Source organism: Streptomyces sp. NPDC001220, from assembly GCF_053597895.1.
On sequence record NZ_JBSFJE010000003.1, the window covers coordinates 377,327 to 393,620 of the forward strand.

At 70.7% G+C, this 16,294-nt stretch carries 19 protein-coding genes; 9 read left to right on the forward strand and 10 right to left on the reverse strand.

The genetic code is table 11. The features are described 5' to 3' along the window. Positions 1 to 186: 186 nt before the first annotated feature. The 4 genes from ACWDGI_RS09700 to ACWDGI_RS09715 form a co-directional block, all read right to left on the reverse strand. The gene (locus tag ACWDGI_RS09700; protein WP_450757107.1) at positions 187 to 1,560 is read right to left on the reverse strand and encodes an alpha/beta hydrolase-fold protein; all 1,374 of its coding nucleotides are present in this window, start codon (positions 1,558 to 1,560) and stop codon (positions 187 to 189) included. A gap of 624 nt (positions 1,561 to 2,184) precedes the next feature. After that, entirely contained in the window at positions 2,185 to 3,243 is a 1,059-nt protein-coding gene (locus ACWDGI_RS09705) for an LLM class flavin-dependent oxidoreductase (protein WP_450757109.1), read from the reverse strand. Then, entirely contained in the window at positions 3,243 to 3,749 is a 507-nt protein-coding gene (locus ACWDGI_RS09710; protein ID WP_450757111.1) for an SRPBCC family protein, read from the reverse strand. The genes ACWDGI_RS09705 and ACWDGI_RS09710 overlap by 1 nt, the downstream gene beginning before the upstream one ends. Before the next feature lie 81 nt (positions 3,750 to 3,830). After that, positions 3,831 to 4,331, reverse strand: coding sequence for a winged helix-turn-helix transcriptional regulator (locus tag ACWDGI_RS09715; RefSeq protein WP_450757113.1), 501 nt, complete (start codon positions 4,329 to 4,331; stop codon positions 3,831 to 3,833). A gap of 168 nt (positions 4,332 to 4,499) precedes the next feature. Here ACWDGI_RS09715 and ACWDGI_RS09720 point away from each other — a divergent pair, with 168 nt between their 5' ends. Further along, positions 4,500 to 5,201, forward strand: coding sequence for an SDR family oxidoreductase (locus ACWDGI_RS09720; protein ID WP_450757115.1), 702 nt, complete (start codon positions 4,500 to 4,502; stop codon positions 5,199 to 5,201). Between the two features lie 53 nt (positions 5,202 to 5,254). Further along, entirely contained in the window at positions 5,255 to 6,652 is a 1,398-nt protein-coding gene (gene lpdA / locus ACWDGI_RS09725; RefSeq protein WP_450757117.1) for a dihydrolipoyl dehydrogenase, read from the forward strand. 81 nt (positions 6,653 to 6,733) lie between these two features. On the opposite strand, the gene ACWDGI_RS09730 is transcribed toward lpdA, so the two are convergent. Next, a complete protein-coding gene (locus ACWDGI_RS09730) occupies positions 6,734 to 7,180 on the reverse strand; it encodes a VOC family protein (protein ID WP_450757119.1) in 447 nt (148 codons plus the stop codon). Between the two features lie 315 nt (positions 7,181 to 7,495). On the opposite strand from ACWDGI_RS09730, the gene ACWDGI_RS09735 reads away from it, so the two are divergent. Continuing rightward, on the forward strand, positions 7,496 to 8,635 hold the full coding sequence (locus ACWDGI_RS09735; RefSeq protein ID WP_450757121.1) for a DNA alkylation repair protein: 1,140 nt from the start codon (positions 7,496 to 7,498) through the stop codon (positions 8,633 to 8,635). A gap of 75 nt (positions 8,636 to 8,710) precedes the next feature. After that, positions 8,711 to 9,061: an ArsR/SmtB family transcription factor gene (locus ACWDGI_RS09740; RefSeq protein ID WP_450757123.1), complete on the forward strand. Its 351-nt coding sequence runs from the start codon at positions 8,711 to 8,713 to the stop codon at positions 9,059 to 9,061. Positions 9,062 to 9,227: 166 nt separating this feature from the next. On the opposite strand, the gene ACWDGI_RS09745 is transcribed toward ACWDGI_RS09740, so the two are convergent. The 3 genes from ACWDGI_RS09745 to ACWDGI_RS09755 all read right to left on the reverse strand — a co-directional run bounded on the left by ACWDGI_RS09745 (position 9,228) and on the right by ACWDGI_RS09755 (position 11,549). Beyond that, entirely contained in the window at positions 9,228 to 9,893 is a 666-nt protein-coding gene (locus ACWDGI_RS09745) for a nitroreductase (protein WP_450757125.1), read from the reverse strand. Further along, entirely contained in the window at positions 9,872 to 10,552 is a 681-nt protein-coding gene (locus tag ACWDGI_RS09750) for a tautomerase family protein (protein ID WP_450757127.1), read from the reverse strand. The genes ACWDGI_RS09745 and ACWDGI_RS09750 overlap by 22 nt, the downstream gene beginning before the upstream one ends. Before the next feature lie 199 nt (positions 10,553 to 10,751). Continuing rightward, positions 10,752 to 11,549, reverse strand: a complete 798-nt coding sequence (locus ACWDGI_RS09755) for an acetoacetate decarboxylase family protein (protein ID WP_450757128.1) — start codon at positions 11,547 to 11,549, stop codon at positions 10,752 to 10,754. 106 nt (positions 11,550 to 11,655) lie between these two features. Here ACWDGI_RS09755 and ACWDGI_RS09760 point away from each other — a divergent pair, with 106 nt between their 5' ends. Continuing rightward, the gene (locus ACWDGI_RS09760) at positions 11,656 to 12,270 is read left to right on the forward strand and encodes a TetR/AcrR family transcriptional regulator (RefSeq protein WP_450757130.1); all 615 of its coding nucleotides are present in this window, start codon (positions 11,656 to 11,658) and stop codon (positions 12,268 to 12,270) included. Positions 12,271 to 12,577: 307 nt separating this feature from the next. Next, positions 12,578 to 12,751, forward strand: coding sequence for a hypothetical protein (locus ACWDGI_RS09765; RefSeq protein WP_450757501.1), 174 nt, complete (start codon positions 12,578 to 12,580; stop codon positions 12,749 to 12,751). Positions 12,752 to 12,873: 122 nt separating this feature from the next. On the opposite strand, the gene ACWDGI_RS09770 is transcribed toward ACWDGI_RS09765, so the two are convergent. Next, positions 12,874 to 13,617 (reverse strand): ANTAR domain-containing protein, encoded by a 744-nt coding sequence (locus tag ACWDGI_RS09770; protein ID WP_450757132.1) that lies wholly within the window; start codon positions 13,615 to 13,617, stop codon positions 12,874 to 12,876. 126 nt (positions 13,618 to 13,743) lie between these two features. Between ACWDGI_RS09770 and ACWDGI_RS09775 the strand changes: the two genes are divergently transcribed. Further along, a complete protein-coding gene (locus tag ACWDGI_RS09775; protein WP_450757134.1) occupies positions 13,744 to 14,076 on the forward strand; it encodes a helix-turn-helix transcriptional regulator in 333 nt (110 codons plus the stop codon). 216 nt (positions 14,077 to 14,292) lie between these two features. Here the strand turns inward: ACWDGI_RS09775 and ACWDGI_RS09780 are convergent, their stop codons facing one another. Next, on the reverse strand, positions 14,293 to 14,466 hold the full coding sequence (locus ACWDGI_RS09780) for a CsbD family protein (RefSeq protein WP_450757476.1): 174 nt from the start codon (positions 14,464 to 14,466) through the stop codon (positions 14,293 to 14,295). Between the two features lie 246 nt (positions 14,467 to 14,712). Here ACWDGI_RS09780 and ACWDGI_RS09785 point away from each other — a divergent pair, with 246 nt between their 5' ends. Further along, positions 14,713 to 14,922 carry a ferredoxin gene (locus ACWDGI_RS09785; RefSeq protein WP_450757136.1) on the forward strand — a complete coding sequence of 70 codons (210 nt, stop codon included), beginning with the start codon at positions 14,713 to 14,715 and terminating at the stop codon, positions 14,920 to 14,922. Continuing rightward, positions 14,912 to 16,285, forward strand: a complete 1,374-nt coding sequence (locus ACWDGI_RS09790; RefSeq protein ID WP_450757138.1) for an NAD(P)/FAD-dependent oxidoreductase — start codon at positions 14,912 to 14,914, stop codon at positions 16,283 to 16,285. Before ACWDGI_RS09785 ends, ACWDGI_RS09790 begins: the two co-directional genes overlap by 11 nt. The last annotated feature ends 9 nt before the right edge of the window (positions 16,286 to 16,294 follow it).

A 16,294-nucleotide genomic window follows, 5' to 3' on the forward strand; every position in this document is an offset into this window, starting at 1 on the left:
GTCGTCGGAGTCGGAGTCGGAGTCGGACTCGGAGCCGGAGCCGGAGCCGGAGTCGGAGCCGGAGCCGGAGCCGAAACCGGAGCCCGGGCCGGAGCTGGAAGGCAGCCACGGACCCGGAGACGCGAGGCGCGGGAGACACCGGGGTGCCCGACGGCCGTATGCCGGCGGGCACCCGGTTCCGTCGGGTCACAGGGACTGCTTCATGATCCAGTCACGGATTCCGGGGATGGAGTAGGCGATCTGCCAGGTGCCCATGTGCGCGCTCGTGGCGCCGGTGGTGCCGGTGACCGTGCCGGTCAGGAAACTGGCGTAGTTCACCGGTGTCCGCTGCTTCTCCAGATTGCGTACGTCCGCCGCGAACTGCGCGGCGCTGGACCCCGCGTCCCACACCGCCGAGCCGACCCTGGTCCCCTCCGCCTCGACGACCGAGGTGATGGCGTTCTCGCCGGGGAAGGCCTTGTCGTCGTCCTGTGAGACGACGATCCACAGCTTCTTCCCCGCCAGTGGCGCGGCCTGGCTGTCCGGCCACTGCCCGGCGACGATGTACGCGGCCGCGAACAGGTCCGGGTACCGGATGTTCAGCCCGAGCGACAGCATCGCGCCCATCGACTGGCCGGTGGTGTACCGCCGCTTCGTGTCGATGCTGTACTGCTCCGACACCGCCTCGACGAGATGCACGGTGGTCTCGAAGAGCGAGGTCGGCTGGTAGGTGTCGTCGATGACGACCTCGCCGTACTCGGGCGCGAGCACGAACGACTCGTGCCGGGCCTGGTCCTCGGGGCTCGCCCAGCACACCGCGCCGAGTCCCTGGACCAGCGGGCCGACGGTGTCGACGTTGACGACACCGGCGTCGTGCATGAACAGCACCAACGGGTACTTCCGGCGCGGGTCGTAGCCCTTGGGCGTGAAGAGGTTGTACTTCAGCGACCTCCCGGTGTCCGGATCGTCGAAGGTGAACTGCTCGAAGTCGTCGACGATCGGGTTCACCACCGCACTCGTGGTCACCGCCGTGCCGCTCGGCGCGTAGGACCTGCCGTGGGTCGTGGTGACCGTGCCGGTCTGGGTGACGACGGCCTTCGCCGGGACGATCGGGCCGCCGGGGGTGGTGTCGCCGGCCGTCGGACCGCCGGCGCCCGGGCCGCCCGACCCGCTGGGCGCCGGGGCCGGGCTGCTCGACGCGCCGACCGCGTCCTTGCCCCACAGCAGGGCCGCCCTGTCGTCGGGGGAGAGCTCCACGATGACGTGACGGCCGTCCCTGCCCCGCTCGGCGAGCGCGGCCGAGGTGTTGGCGTAGACCCTCGTGACCGTGCGGTCGGTGACCGCGAACGCCGAGACCGAGAGGGAGGCGCCGGCGAGGGGACGGTCGTACTCGACCGCCACCGCCACGAGCTTCTGGCCGACGCCGTAGACCTTGGTGATCGCGGTGGCGCCGACGATGTGTCCGGCCCCGGACACCGGATCCGTCGGACCGGGAGAGGCGGCCGCGACGGCGGTGCCGCCGAGTGCGGCCACGGTGCCGATGCCGGCGGAGCCGGCGATGAGCGTGCGCCTGGTTACCAAGACGAACTCCCTTCAACGTGGGGGGCGGCGGGTCAGCCGCGCAGTGAGCGGCCCGGCGCCACGAGGGCGATCCGCCGGTTCTCTGTCCGGTTTTCAATGGGCGGCGTCACACATCTCTCCTCCGGCCGGAATCAATTGACCGGACGGATTCGACCCGGCGGTATATGGCTGGGAATTGCGGGTCGAGCGGGCGGTCGGTCTCACGGGACCGGAAAGGAGAACGCATTGCTGTGCGGGTGCGCCGTGAGCGTCGCATCGGGGTGAGAGACCGTCAACGGAGGCGGCGCGAGATCTAAGATTGCAGGCGGCGAGATCGTCTCATCGGCCCAGCTCGGCGGCGGGTGCGAATTTTCTGTCGTTTTCCTTGGAATCCCGGAATGCGCGCGGTATATCGGGCGAGGGGCTCTGGGAATGCGGTCAAAAACCCGGACGCAACAGTCGGAGGCCCTCGGTGTGAGGACCTCCGACGATGGGGCGAGGATGGGTCACCCGCCGTGCCGGGCGTCCTTGCCGGCGGCGACGGTCATGTTCTGCTCGATCAGGGTGGGGCAGCGGGCCTCGGGCAACCGGACAGCGGCCGGTATGCCGACGGGCCCCGGGTCGGCGCCCCGTGACTCCGTCGGCTCAGGCGGCCCCGCCGACCTCGTGGACCAGCTCGATCGCCCTGCCCAGGGTGGTGAGCCGGTCCTCCAGGTTCTCCCCGGCCGGATAGAGGCGGACCGTGTCCACGCCGGCGTCACGCCAGACGGCCAGTCGCTCGCGCACCATGGCCTCCGTGCCGATCAGCGTCGTGCCCAGCACCATCTCGTCGGTCACCAGGGCGGCCGCGCCGTCCCGGTCACCCGCCTGCCAGCGCTCGTGCACCTCGGCGGCGACCTCGGACCAGCCCTGGCGGCTGTAGGCGCCGTTGTAGAAGTTGGTGGACGCAGACCCCATGCCGCCGAGGCTGAAGGCGAGTTCCTTCTTGCGGCCGGCGACCATCGCGCCGAGCGCCTCCTCGTCGGGCGCGAAGGCGACCTCGGCGCCCTGGCAGACGTCCAGGTCCGCGCGGCTGCGACCACTGCGGGCCAGGCCCTCGTCGAGGTGGGAGAAATACGCGTCGGCGGCCCCCTCGGGCACGAAGCTGGTGCCCAGCCAGCCGTCGGCGACCTCACCGGTCAGCCGCAGCATGGCCGGGGACAGGGCGGCGAGATAGACCGGGATCTCGTGCTCGGCGCGCATCGAAAGCCGCATGGGTACGGCCTCGCCGCCGGGCAGCGGGACGTTGAACTCGGTGCCGGAGTAGGCGAGTCGGCCGCCGTCGAGCACTCGCCTCACGATCTCCACCGTCTCGCGCATGCGCCGCAGCGGCCGGGCGAAGGGCACGCCGTGCAGTCCCTCGATCACCTGTGGGCCGGAGGCGCCGAGGCCCAGCAGGAAGCGCCCGCCGGACAGGTTGGAGAGAGTGATGGCCGTCTGGGCCACGGCTGTCGGGGTCCGGGTGCCCAGCTGCATGACACCCGAGCCGAGCAGCATCCGCTCGGTGAGCGCGGCGTAGTAGCCGAGCGCGGAGGGGGCGTCGGAGCCCCAGGCCTCGGCGACCCAGCAGATGTCCAGGCCCAGCTTCTCCGCCTCGACGACGAAGTCGCCCAGCCGGGACCAGTGTTCGCCGCCCGAGGCCTCGATCGTGGTGGCCGTCCGCATCACGCCTCCGCCCGCTGCTTGATCTGCGCGAGGGTGGCGGTGATGCTCCGCTCGAACTCCCGCAACCGTACGAACACGATCTTCTGTTCCTTGTCGGGCATCTGGTCGATCGCCACGGACAGCCCCGAACGACCCGGTCCCAGCTGCATCCACTGCGACAACTCGGTCCCCCCGTGCTCGGAGCGCAGCCGGAACCGCCAGACCGCGGAGGGTTCGGCGGGGTCCTGCACGGCCCAGGCGAGCACCGCCTCCGGTTCGCACTCGATCACCTGCGACGTGGTCTCCCACCTGCCGAACGCCTCGTGCTCGCTGCGGCCGACGAACCTGGCGCCCACCGCCGGCCCGGCCGCGCCGTCCAGCCAGGCGACCGACCGGAGTTCCTCGCTCATGTCCGGCATCAGTTCGATGTCGCTGACCAGGGCCCACACCTTCGCCGGTGGGGCGTCGATCCAGGTCCGCACCTCGACCGTGGGTTTGTCCGTGTAGCGTGCGCCCGTCCACTCCAAGGTCGTCGGCCTCCTCGCCGTCAAGGGTCTGACCATCAGAGTTGCTTTATGAGACTCTGCCTGTCAAGGGGGAGTGCGTGCTCAGTCGGTGCCGAACCGCCGTCGGACATCCGGCCGCTGCCTGAGCCGCTCGGGATAGCCGGGCCCCATCCGCATCGAGGTCTCCTCCGCCCGCAGCGGGGCCCGGCACTGGGCGCAGACCACCTCGGCCGTGGTGTCGTGGTCGCACGCGTCGTGATGGAACACCACGGGGACCCCGCGCTCCCCGGCCAGCCAGCGGTCGCCCCACGCGGACATCGCGGCGAGCACCGCGAACAGGTCCCGCCCCTTCTCCGTGAGGACGTAGTCGTAGCGCGGCGGCTCGGCCTCGTACAGCCGCTTCTCCAGGATCCGCTCGTCGACCAGATGACGCAGCCGGTCGGTCAACGTGTTGCGGGCGATGCCCAGTTCCTGCTGGAACTCGTCGAAGCGACGGATCCCGTAGAACGCTTCCCGCACCACCAGCGGAGTCCAGTGGTCACCCAGCAGATCGACGGTCCGTGCGATGGAGCACGGCCACTTGGCGAACGACGTCCGTTTCATGTCCTTACGATAACGAGTCTCATGAGAAAACTCAGCTGACGATGGTGTCGATGATGTCTCGTATCGGCTTGCCGGCGACCGACCGCGCACGAGCCGCGTGGACAGCGCTGCCCACTGCGCTTTGACTGGTCATGACGGTTTTCCTGCGGCGGAACGAGGTGTCCGACCATGAGGATCGAGGGATCGGTCGCGCTGGTGACCGGAGCGAACCGGGGGATCGGGCTGGCGTTCTCGCGTGCGCTGCTGGCCCGGGGCGCGGCCAAGGTGTACGCGGGCGTCCGCCGGCCGGAGGACTTCGCCGAGCCGGGACTGGAACCGCTGCGCCTCGACGTCACCGACGGCGACCAGGTCGAGGCCGCCGCGCGGACGGCGTCCGACGCCACCATCGTGATCAACAACGCGGGCATCCAGGGTGGGCCGCCGCTGCTGGAGCACGGCTCCCTGGACGGGGCACGGCGGGAGCTGGAGGTGAACTATCTCGGCACCTGGGCCGTCTCCCGGGCCTTCGCGCCGGTCCTCGCGGCCAACGGCGGGGGAGCCCTGGTGAACATGCTGTCCGTGGCCTCCTGGCGGGCGAACAGCCGGTTCCCCAGCTACGCGGCGTCGAAGTCCGCTCAGTGGTCGCTGACCAACGCGCTGCGCCTGGCCCTGCGGGACCAGGGGACCCTCGTCGTCGGTGTGCACGTCGGCTATGTGGAGACCGATGCCACCACGGAGATCGCCGGTCCGAAGATCGACCCGGCCGAAGTGGCGGCGCAGACCATGGACGCCATCGCCCGTGACGAGCCCGAAGTGCTGGTCGACGAGACGACCCGGAAGGTTCGCGCCGCCCTGTCCGGGCCGCTCGATCTCATCTACGGCGCCGCCTGATCGTGCGACGGTGGAGTCAGCGGACCGACTCAACCCAATGGTGAGGTGGAGCCATGCAAACCGACTTCGATGTCGTCGTCCTGGGGGCCGGGCCGGGCGGCTACGTGGCCGCGATCCGGGCCGCCCAGCTGGGCCTGCGCACCGCCATCGTGGAGGGCCGGTTCTGGGGCGGTGTCTGCCTGAACATCGGCTGCATCCCGGCGAAGGCGCTGCTGCGCAACGCAGAGGTGGCCCAGCTGATCCTGCACGACGCGGAGAAGTTCGGCGTGAAGATCAGCGGTGCGGTGGACCTGGACTACCGCGCCGCCTACGAACGCAGCCGGGTGGTGGCCGACGGACGTGTCAAGGGCGTCGGCTTCCTCATGCGCAAGAACAAGATCGAGCAGTTCGAGGGACAGGGCACCTTCCTCGATCCCCACACCCTCCAGGTGCGGATGCGGGACGGCGAGACGACACTCTCCTTCCGCTCCTGCATCATCGCGACCGGCTCGACCGTGAAACTGCTGCCGGGCACGAGCCTGGGCCGGCGGGTGGTCACCTACGAGGAGCAGATCCTCTCCGACAGCCTCCCCGCCAGCCTGGTCATCGCGGGTGCCGGCGCCATCGGCGTCGAGTTCGCCTATCTGCTGCGGTCGTACGGCGTCGAGGTCACGCTGGTGGAGTTCCTGGACCGGATCGCACCGCTGGAGGACGAGGAGGTCTCCGCCGAACTCACCCGGCGCTTCAAACGGCAGGGCATCCGCGTGCTCACCTCGACGGCCGTGCAGGCCATCGAGGAGACCGAGGAGAACGTCCGCGTGACCGTCCGCAAGGGCGACACGGAACAGGTCCTGGAGGCGGAGAAGGTCCTTCAGGCCACCGGCTTCCAGCCGCGCACGGCCGGCTACGGACTGGCCGCCACCGGGGTACGGCTCACCGAGCGCGGGGCCATCGACGTCGACGGGTACTGCCGGACCAGCCAGCCGCACATCTACGCCATCGGTGACGTCACGGCGAAGCTGATGCTGGCGCACACCGCCGAGGCGATGGGCATCGTGGCCGCCGAGGCCATCGCCGGTGCGGAGACCATGGAGCTGGACTACCGCATGATCCCCCGGGCCACGTTCTGCCAGCCGCAGATCGCCAGCTTCGGCTGGACCGAGGCGGAGGCCCGCGCCGAGGGCTTCGACGTGCGGGTGGCGAAGTTCCCCTTCATGGCCAACGCCAAGGCCCACGGCTTCGGCGACACGGTCGGGTTCGTGAAGCTGGTGAGCGACGCCCGCTACGGCGAACTCCTCGGCGGCCACCTGATCGGCCCGGACGTGACCGAGCTGCTGCCCGAGCTGACGCTGGCCCAGAAGTGGGACCTCACGGTGACCGAACTAGCCCGCAACGTCCACGCCCACCCCACCCTGAGCGAGGCGGTCCAGGACGCCCTGCACGGACTCGCCGGACACATGATCAACCTCTGACGGCGGGCCCCGGGGCCCGGGTGCCGGGTGTCCGTGCCGTCGTACGGGACGACGACGGCACGGACACCCAGCACGGGTCCGCTAGGGGCGGACGTACGGCCGGGTCATGATCTCCATGTTGTGGCCGTCCGGGTCCTCGAAGTAGGCGCCCCGGCCGCCGAACAGGCCGTTCACGCCTCCGGGCCGGGTGTGGTGGGGGTCGGCGTAGTAGGTGACGCCGTCCGCCTCCAGCCGGGCGATCATGCCGTCGAACCGCTCCTCGGGCACGAGGAAGGCGTAGTGCTGGGACTGGATCGGCTCGTCCCGCTTCTCGTAGTAGTCGAGCGTCACGCCGTTGCCGAGGTCGACGGGCAGGAACGGCCCCAGCGGGGCGCCGACCCGCAGGCCCAGGACGGTGGCGAGGAACTCGGCGGACCGGTGGCGGTCGCTGGCGTAGACGGCGGTGTGGTTCAGCTGGACGGCGCCCGTCGGCGGCTCGGATGCGTGAGGGTGCGTCCGGTCGTGCGGGCGCTGCTGTTCAGAGGTCAAGGAAGTCTCCGGTCTCGGGATCTGCTCGGGCTGGGCGCCGCATACGGGGGGTACGGGCGCCGGGAGCGAAGACGCGGAGAGGACGGGCGGGCCCCTGGCCCGCCTCGGGCTCACGCCGAGGCCGGGAACCTCACTCGTGCATGGCCCATGGCCGACCCGGCAGTCACCCGGCCGACCCTAGCGACCGTGACCGGCCGGGGCAACGGAGTTGTACGGTTTCGGAGAGCCACGGCCGCACGGTCAGGCCGTACCCGCTCCGCCCTCGGCGCCGCGCGCCCCGCGTCGCCGGTCGGCAAAACGCCTTCTGGAGGAAGCATGCCCACCGCGGACGAGCTGATCAGTCCCGACAGCATCCGTCGTCTGGCTGTCATCCTCCGGGAGACCGCCCCCGGTACGTCACGCTGGCAAGCCGTCGCGGACAGCCCGGCACTGCTCGGACCGCTCGGCCTCAGTGAGCGGGCCCGGACGGTGGCCGAGGCGCTCCTGGCCGACTGCGGCGGTGACTACGAGGAGCTGGCCCGGGCGGTACGAGGGACCCTCGCCCGTGCCGATCTGACGGGCTGGATGATCTGGCCGGTCACCGAAGCCGTGGCCGCCGCGGCCACCACCTCCGGCGCCGACCGGCACTTCGACGACGGACTGGACCTGCTGGCGCGGCTCACGCCCCGCCTGACCAGCGAGTTCGCGCTCCGCACCTTCCTCAACGCGGACCTGGACCGTACTCTCGCCACGGCCCTGACCTGGACCGACTCCCCGGACCCGGCCGTGCGCCGGCTGGCGAGCGAGGGCAGCCGCCCCAAACTCCCCTGGGCCCGGCAGGTGCCCGCCCTCAACCGCGACCCCGGAGTCACGGTGCCCCTGCTGGACAGGCTGTACGCCGACGCCTCGCAGGACGTGCGCCGTTCGGTGGCGAACCACCTCAACGACATCTCCCGACTCGATCCCGGACTGGCCGCCGAGGCCGCCGCCCGCTGGCTGCGGAAGCCGGAGCCCACCACTTCCGCCCTGGTCCGGCACGCGATGCGCACCCTCGTCAAGAAGGGCGACCCGGCCGCCCTGGAGCTGGTCGGGTTCCACGGCGGCGGCGAGGACCTGAAGGTGGTGGGTCCGCTGCTGGACGAGAGCGAGGTCCCCCTGGGCGGAAATCTGGTCTTCACCGCGCGCATCACCAACGTCTCGGGCAAGGCGGTGTCCCTCGCCGTCGACTATGTCGTCCACCACCTGAAGGCGAACGGGAAGCTGGCGCCGAAGGTGTTCAAGCTCGCCAAGCGCGAGCTGGCCCCCGGGGAGTCGGCCGACGTGACGCGAAGCCACTCGTTCCGCCCCATCACCACGCGCGTCTACTATCCGGGCGCCCACGCAGTGCAGCTCCAGGTCAACGGGCACCGCTTCGACCTGGCGGAATTCCGGCTCCTGAAGGCCGACGGGCCGGTGTCACAGGGCTCTGAGGAATGATCTCGGGCCCGCCGGTGGTTTCGATGACGGTCGTACTATGACGTGACCGTCCCGAAGCCGTCCCGAGGAGCCACCGTGGCCCGCCCCCGTACCGCCGCACGCACAGTGGAGCACCCCGAGCTGTCGGAGGTCTCGCTCCAGCAGGTGCTGGAGGCGCTGGTGGATCCGGTACGGCGCCTGGTGGTGGCGCAGCTCGCCCGCGCCGGCGAGGACCTGAGCTGCGGGACGTTCGAGGCGCCGGTGTCGCTCTCGACGCTGACCCACCACTTCAACGTGCTGCGCGAGGCCGGCGTGATCCGGCAGTACTACGTCGGGACGGCCAAGATGAACACGCTCCGCGCCGACGAGATGGAGCGGCGCTTTCCCGGCCTGCTGACGGCCGTGCTGGCCGCCGCTGCCGCGGAGGACGGGACGAGCGCGGCCTGAGGCGGGCGGTGGACATGGGTTTCGATGGAGGTGCCCTCGCAGCCGTGCCCGTCGGCGGGGATCAGCGGTGCCCCACCTGCGACTCCATGGCCTCCACCAGCCGGTGCAGCGCCCTGGTCACCTGCTCGCGGTCCTCTCCCAGGCCCGCCAACAGGCCGATCTTTGATCACATTCCGACGAAGTTCACTGTTTCCGTCATGTCCGCCCGTCCGGTGCGCAGTTGTGGTGCGCCTTCCTCCTCGAAGCCCACCGAGACACCGCAGAACAGTACGAGTCCGTCATCGGCCCCGACTGCCTGGGCGACGGTCCTGCGATACATCGTCCACATCACCTGAGGGCAGCTGTGCAGTCCTTCCGCCCTCAGCAGGAGCATGACCGTCTGCAGGTACATCCCCGCATCCCCCCACTGACCGGGCCCCATCGTCCGGTCGAGGTAGCAGAACAGGACGACCGGAGCCCCGAACGCCGCCGAGTTGCGGGCGGCGATCTTCATGGGCCTGGCGGGGTCCGCGCGCTCGATTCCCAGTGCCTCGTACCGCTGGGCGGCCGCGGCGGAGAAACGGTCCAGGTACGGCGAGACCAGTTCGGCCGGGTACATCGGGTACTCCCGCTCGTCACCCGGGTCCCCCGCCAGCGCCCTTGACGTCGCACGTCTCTTCAGTTCGGCCAAGGGGGCGCCGGTCACGACGTATACGTGCCACGGCTGCAGGTTCCCGCTCGACGGAGCCCGGGCCGCCGTGGCCAGAACCCGTTCCAGTACCTCTTTGGGTACCGGCTCAGGGCTGAACGCCCTTACGGCCCGGCGGCTGTTCACGGCCTCGTACACGTCCACGACGTCTCGTCCCTTCGTCCAACGGCAGCCACTTTCCTATCGCATTGCTCCGTACCGGAATCGCCATGGCCCGCGACAGCAGGCGGTGGGAGTGGAGTGGACGACGGGGGTGCCGCGTCCGTGCGGTCGCCCAGGGTGAAGTCGGCGCGGAGCACGGAACCCGTCAGCGTCGGCAGCGGCTCGCCGAAGTGGTGGTGGCCGGCATCGCCGCGGGGATCAGGGGTCTCCACAGAGGGGTCGTCCACCGGTGACTCCGTGTCCTGGTCGTGCGCCCCCGTCCACTCGGACTCGCGGCCCGGCTCGGGGAGCAGACGGCCACCCTCCACGGCCGAGCGGGCGGGGCTGTCCTGGATGACCACCAGCACGGACTCCGGATCCACCCGGGCGATCCGTGCGACGGCCGCAGCGAGTTCCAGGGCGAGCCGGCTCGTGCTCTCCTGCGGGTGACCGCGTCGCGCCCAGCCATTGAGCAGGATTGGCGTCGCGGGGGCCCCGCCGACGAACACGTTGTCCCGCGGAAGCTCCGGGAACACGATGTTCACGTAGGCCGGCGGGACATGGTTGACCGCCGTGTGGATCCGGGTGATCTCCGTGGCCAGCGCGGCCTTGGTCTCCTTGGTCAGCGTGCCTTGCGCGGTGGTGCAGGTGTAGAGGGGCATGTCGTCTCCGGTGGGGGTGGGTCGGGGGTGGGTCGGGGGTGAGTCGGAGATGGGGGAGCCGGCTCGGAGCGCCGTCTGCTCGGGGCCTGGGCCCGACGCACTCGCGAGGTTCCGTGCCCGGCCGGGGGAGTGGCCCGGCGCGGAACCCGGACCGGTGCCCGGCTGCGCCGGGGCGCCCCCGGGCTGTTGTGGCGAGCGGTCAGTTGCCGTAGTCCGTGAGGGTCCTGAGGTCGTTGACGGAGTAGGCGAGGTGAAAGCGGAAGCCCTTGCCGGTCCGCCGGACGGGGAGGTCGGCGAGCTCTTCCCCGCGGGCCGGGAGGAAGTCGAGTTCGCCGGTGCCGATCCAGGCCTCCGTGATGCTCACGTCGTCGAGGAGCGCGAGGACCAGCTCGTGAACGGCAGGCTTGTCGTGCTGCCCGGCGGCGAGGCTGGGGAAGTGCCGGAGGTTGACCACGGGGCGGTTCATGAGGGCGGCGGGATCGCCGAGGGGCTGTTCGAGGGTGACGCGGGCTTCGGCGATGCGCTGGCCGGCGGTGGAGGCGGTCGCGCCGAACTGACCGCCCTTGCCGACCCGCGGGGTGGCGGGGTTGCCGAGGGGGTAGGCACGGGTCTGGTGGACGACGCCGAGCTTCTTGGGGAAGCCCTGGACCCAGCCGCGGGCCATGGCCGCGTCGTTGTCGACGTAGATGTACGGGCACCAGGCGACGGACAGGTCGTCGAAGCGCGCGTCGAGGGTGGTGAGGAACTCCCGGTACTGGGAACGGGCGGGGTCCAGGTACTCCTGGCCCGTGGCGGAGTACTGCCAGTCGATGAACATGGCCACGCCACGTCCGGGGGTGTCCGGGTCGAGCACGAGGCCCTCGGGGAGAGCCGCCTCGGCCGCTGCGGGGTCGGTGAAGAACTCGACGCCGACGACGGTTCCGGCGTAGTGCCACGGCGGGGTCGGCGCCAGATTGGCGGTGCCGCGGGGAGACAGAGGCAGGGTGTAACCCTTCATGGCAGATTTCCCTTCCAGGACCGATACGATACGTACCGTTTCAATCGGACGTCTGGACGCTAACACGACTTGACCCGAAAACGAAACGGTACGTATCGTTGCGACCATGGGACTCGCGTTCACCTCGGATCCGGCGGCCACCCCGCGTTCGGCCCCCAAGATCCTCGACGCCACCAGGGCGCTGCTGACCGAGCAGGGCTACTCCACCCTCACCATCGAGGGGGTCGCGGCGGCCGCGGGCGTCGGCAAGTCGACCATCTACCGCTGGTGGCCGAACAAGGAAGCGCTCGTCGCCGACGCGCTCGCGGAGGTGTTCCGGGCGGAGGAGATTCCCGACCAGGGCGACACCCGCGCGGAAGTGCGCCAGGCCGTCGACATGACGATCCGCAACTACGCCGACGAGGACCTGGCCGCGTCCCTGCCCGCGCTCGCCGCCGGCCTGCTGCCCCACCCTGAGCTCATGACCCGCTTCCGGGAAACCTTCCTGCGCCGCAAGCGGCACAACATCGACGTCGTGCTGCGCCGGGGGATGGAGCGGGGGGACCTTCCGTCCGACCTCGACACCGAACTGGTGCAGGACCTGTGGGCCGGCACCATCCTCTACCGCCGACTCATGATCGGGTCGTCACTCGACGACGACCTGGCCGAACGCCTGGTGGAACTGGTGACGCACCCCCCGGCAACGGCCCTGTCCCGCCGTCCGGCCACCTCGTCCGACTGAGGAACCCGCCGTGCTGGTCCTTCGAGAGTCGGCTGCCTCCGCTACCGGGTGGCGCGCCAAGCCGGTTCGGGCTTGACGGGCCGTCAGGGGTTCCCGCGGGTTCGCCGCCCTCGGTCACGACCTCGTCGTCCGCTCTCGGCGGGCCGCAGCCCGCTCCGCGTACGCTGCCCGGCCCCCGCGGTCTGGACCAGCGTTTCCGGCCGGGTCGGGTGGGGACTCGGCCGGGGTGAAGCGTACGGGGGGAGACGACGGAGAGTGGCTACCGACCGGGCCGGAACGGGCCGGGGCAGAGAGAAGATGAGAAGCCGTGACCATGGAAGTCATGAAGACGGGCAGCGAGCGCGTATCCGAAACGGGTTGGGCGAAGGCGCGTCGCCTGCGCGGGAAGGGCATACGCACCTGGGTGCGTGCCACGATCGACCGCGACGCGGGCCGGCCCCGGCGCGGGGACGACTGGAACGTCGTACGGGGTGAGGACTGAGCCGCTGTCACCGCCGTGCGGGAAGGGATGCGCGCGGATTCGAACCGTCGCATCCCGGCACCCGCCCGGCTCGGCCCTGCCCTTCGCCCCGTGCGCGTCTTCGCCCGCCCCACGCGGCCCTGTCATCCGGAGGGGCTGCCCTCCCCGGCGCGGAGCGCGCTCACGGCGGCGGCCAGATGGGTCTGCAGGCTGTCGGGCAGTGAGCCGCCCTGCAGGGCTGCCAGGACCTCCTCGGCGATGTGGTGCAGCTTGGTGTTCGTGTTCTGGGAGACCGTGACCAGCACGGCCCACGCGTCCTGTGCGTTGAGGGAGAACGTCGCCATCAGAACGCCTGTGGCCTGGTCGATGGCCGGGCGCGTGCGCATGGCCCGTCGTAGCTGAGCGACCTCGGCCAGAAGGTCGTCCTCACCCAGGGCGTCCTTGATCTCGTCGTCGCTCAGGGCGTCCTCCGTCTCCCCGCTCCGGGCGTCCTTCGCCGCCCAGGTACCCGTAAACAACGGCCACGTTCCCGTCTTGATCAAGAGATTCTTCACAACCGGGCCCACCGCCCCCACGCTGAGGGTCTTGCCCTGCCCGGCGGCCTGTCGCCGCGCGGCCAGCAGCACATTCAGCCCGGAGCAGTCACAGAACTCGACTCCGCCCAGGTCCAGTTCCACGTGGTCGCGGCACCGGTTCACGGCGTCCTTGAGCGCGCGCTTCAGTACCTGCTCGCCGGCGATATCCAGCTCGCCGCGGATCACGACGGTCACGGTGCCGTCGTACGACCACGTGCTCACCTCGGGTTCGTACGGCATCGCGACCGCCAGGGTTCCGGCTGCCTTCACATCCACGGCGCCGGCAGGGTGCGGGATTCGCCGCTGCTGCATGGCTGCCTCCACACGACGGCACAAGCTCTCCACAAGACTCACCCACCGGCCGATTACACGTCAAGAGATACCGGAAAAGAGTTTCAGTCTTTTGAATGCGTGAACAACACGTCTAGCCTGGGAGGCATGGGGCAAGTAGCTGAGGCACCAGAGCCACACACCGGTTGGACGTTTCTCACCAATCACGCCCGCGTGTTGGTCGCCATCGCGGAGGACCATTCCACCCGCATCCGCGACATCGCGGCGCGCTGCCGGCTCACCGAGCGGGCGGTCCAGAAGATCATCACCGATCTGGAGTCCGAGGGGTATCTGACCCACACCCGCGACGGCCGGAGCAACAGCTACCGCATCCAGCCGGACACCAGTCTCCGTCACCCGGCGGAAGGCGGCCTCCCGGTCGCCGAACTGCTCGCCTTCCTCCTCCAGCACGACCACCCGCGCGACGAGCCCCGGGCCTGAACCCACCCCGCGGCGCCCTGGTCGAGCGTTTCCGCCGTGCCGGCGGCACCACCAAGTCGGTCGAGGCGCGGACAACGGGCTCGGCGGCGGGATGGCGGACGCCCTTGGTCTCCTCGGCTCCCGGGAGGGACAGGGAACGGGCCGGTCACCGGGCGCCCCGGCAGCGCACGAAGGAGCGGGATCCCGGACACGGGATCCCGCTCGGCGCCGGACTTGTCAGTGCTTGAAGATGTCCTTCGTCTTCTCCTTGGCCTGACGCGCCGCACCCTTCGATTTCTTGGCCTGGCCTTCGGCCGTCATCCGCTCGTTGCCCACGGCCTGGCCGACCGTCTCCTTGGCCTTTCCGCTGGCCTCTTCCATCTTTCCCTTGGCCTTCTGCTGTCCGGACATCATCGTTCACCGTCCTAGTCCCCATGGGAAACCGTGCATTGTCCGAGTACCCCCTCTCGGGCGGTGAAACGGAATGGCGTCCACCGGAAGCAGCCGCCGGCCGGCCCGGCCGAGTGGGAGAAGGGCCGTACCCGGGCGATGCGTCCGGTGGAGCCGGCGGTGTGGCGTGCGGGAGCCTCGGTCTGGCTCCATGCTGGAGACGAGGGGCGGGCACGAGGGGGGTGCGGCAACGGAGGAAGTGGTGGGATGCAGACCGTTGTGGACCTCACACGCTGCCAGGGCTATGCACAGTGCGTCTTCCTCGCACCGCGGGTGTTCGAGCTGCACGGGGACGAGGGGCTGCTGTATGCCACGGCCGTCCCCGACGACCAGGTGGAGCGGGTGCGCCAGGCCGCGGCCGCGTGCCCGGTGCAGGCGATCCTCCTCGGGGAAGAGGTGAGCGGCGGTGCCCGGTGACCTCAAGGACGGCCGTGCCGTCATCGTCGGCGCGTCACTGGCGGGGCTGAGAGCCGCGGAGGGGCTGCGCGACGAGGGCTTCACCGGCTCGGTGACCGTGGTCGGCGACGAACCCCACCCGCCCTACGACCGGCCGCCGCTGTCCAAGCAGGTACTGCTAGGGCAGGCGACGGCGGACACCACCGGCCTGCCGATGCGCCGCGATCCGGACGCCGACTGGCGGCTCGGGGTACGCGCGTCCGGCGTGGACCTGCTCACGAAACAGGTGCTGCTGGAGGACGGCGAGTCGCTCCCGTACGACCGGCTGCTGATCGCCACCGGCACCCGCGCACGGCCGTGGCCCAACGCCGAGGAAGGCGCCCTGGACGGGGTGTTCACCCTGCGCACCCGCGAGGACGGCGAGGGACTGGCCGAGCGGCTGGCCGCCGGGCCGGAACGGGTGCTGGTCATCGGCGGCGGCTTCACCGGCTCGGAGATCGCCTCCGCCTGCCGGGAACGCGGACTGGAGGTCACCGTCGCCGAACGCGGCCCCGCGCCACTGGTGGGCGCCCTCGGCGGCACCCTGGCGAAGCTAGCGGCCGCCATGCAGCGCAACCACGGCGTCGACCTGCGCACCGGGGTGACGGTCACCGCCCTGCACGGGGACGGGAACGGCGTCTTCACCGGCGCGCAGTTGTCCGACGGCAGCCGCGTCGACGCCGACGTCTGCGTCGTGGCGCTGGGCGCGGTCCGCAACGTCGAGTGGCTGGCCGAGTCCGGACTGGCGGCGGGCCCGCGCGGGATCGCCTGCGACGCCGGCTGCCGCGCCTTCACCATGTACGGCATCGTCACCGACGACGTCTTCGTGGCCGGTGACGTCTCCCGCTTCCCCCATCCGCTGTTCGGCTACCAGATGCTCTCCCTGGAACACTGGGGCAACGCGGTCGAACAGGCCGCGGTGGCGGCCCACAACATGGTCAACCCGGGGCCGCTGCAACGACCCCACCTGGCCATCCCGACGTTCTGGTCGACCCAGTTCGGGCTGAACATCAAGTCGGTGGGCGTGCCGACCTACTCCGACCACGTGGTCATCGCCCAGGGTTCGCTGGAGGCGCGCCGCCTGGTCATGGTCTACGGCTACAAGGGGCGGGTCACCGCCGCGGTCACCGTCGACATGGCCAAGTCGCTCGACTACTACCGGCACATGATCGAGGCGGCCGCGCCGTTCCCGCCCCCGCCCGGCGCGGCGGACCGGGCGCTCGCGGCCGACGTCCCGGTCCCGTCCGACGTACCGGATCCCTCCGTGCTGTCCCACGGCCCCACCGTGGCGCTCACCGGATACCTGCCCGACCGCCGACTGACCGTGGTGCCGCCGACGCGCTGACCCGCGTCC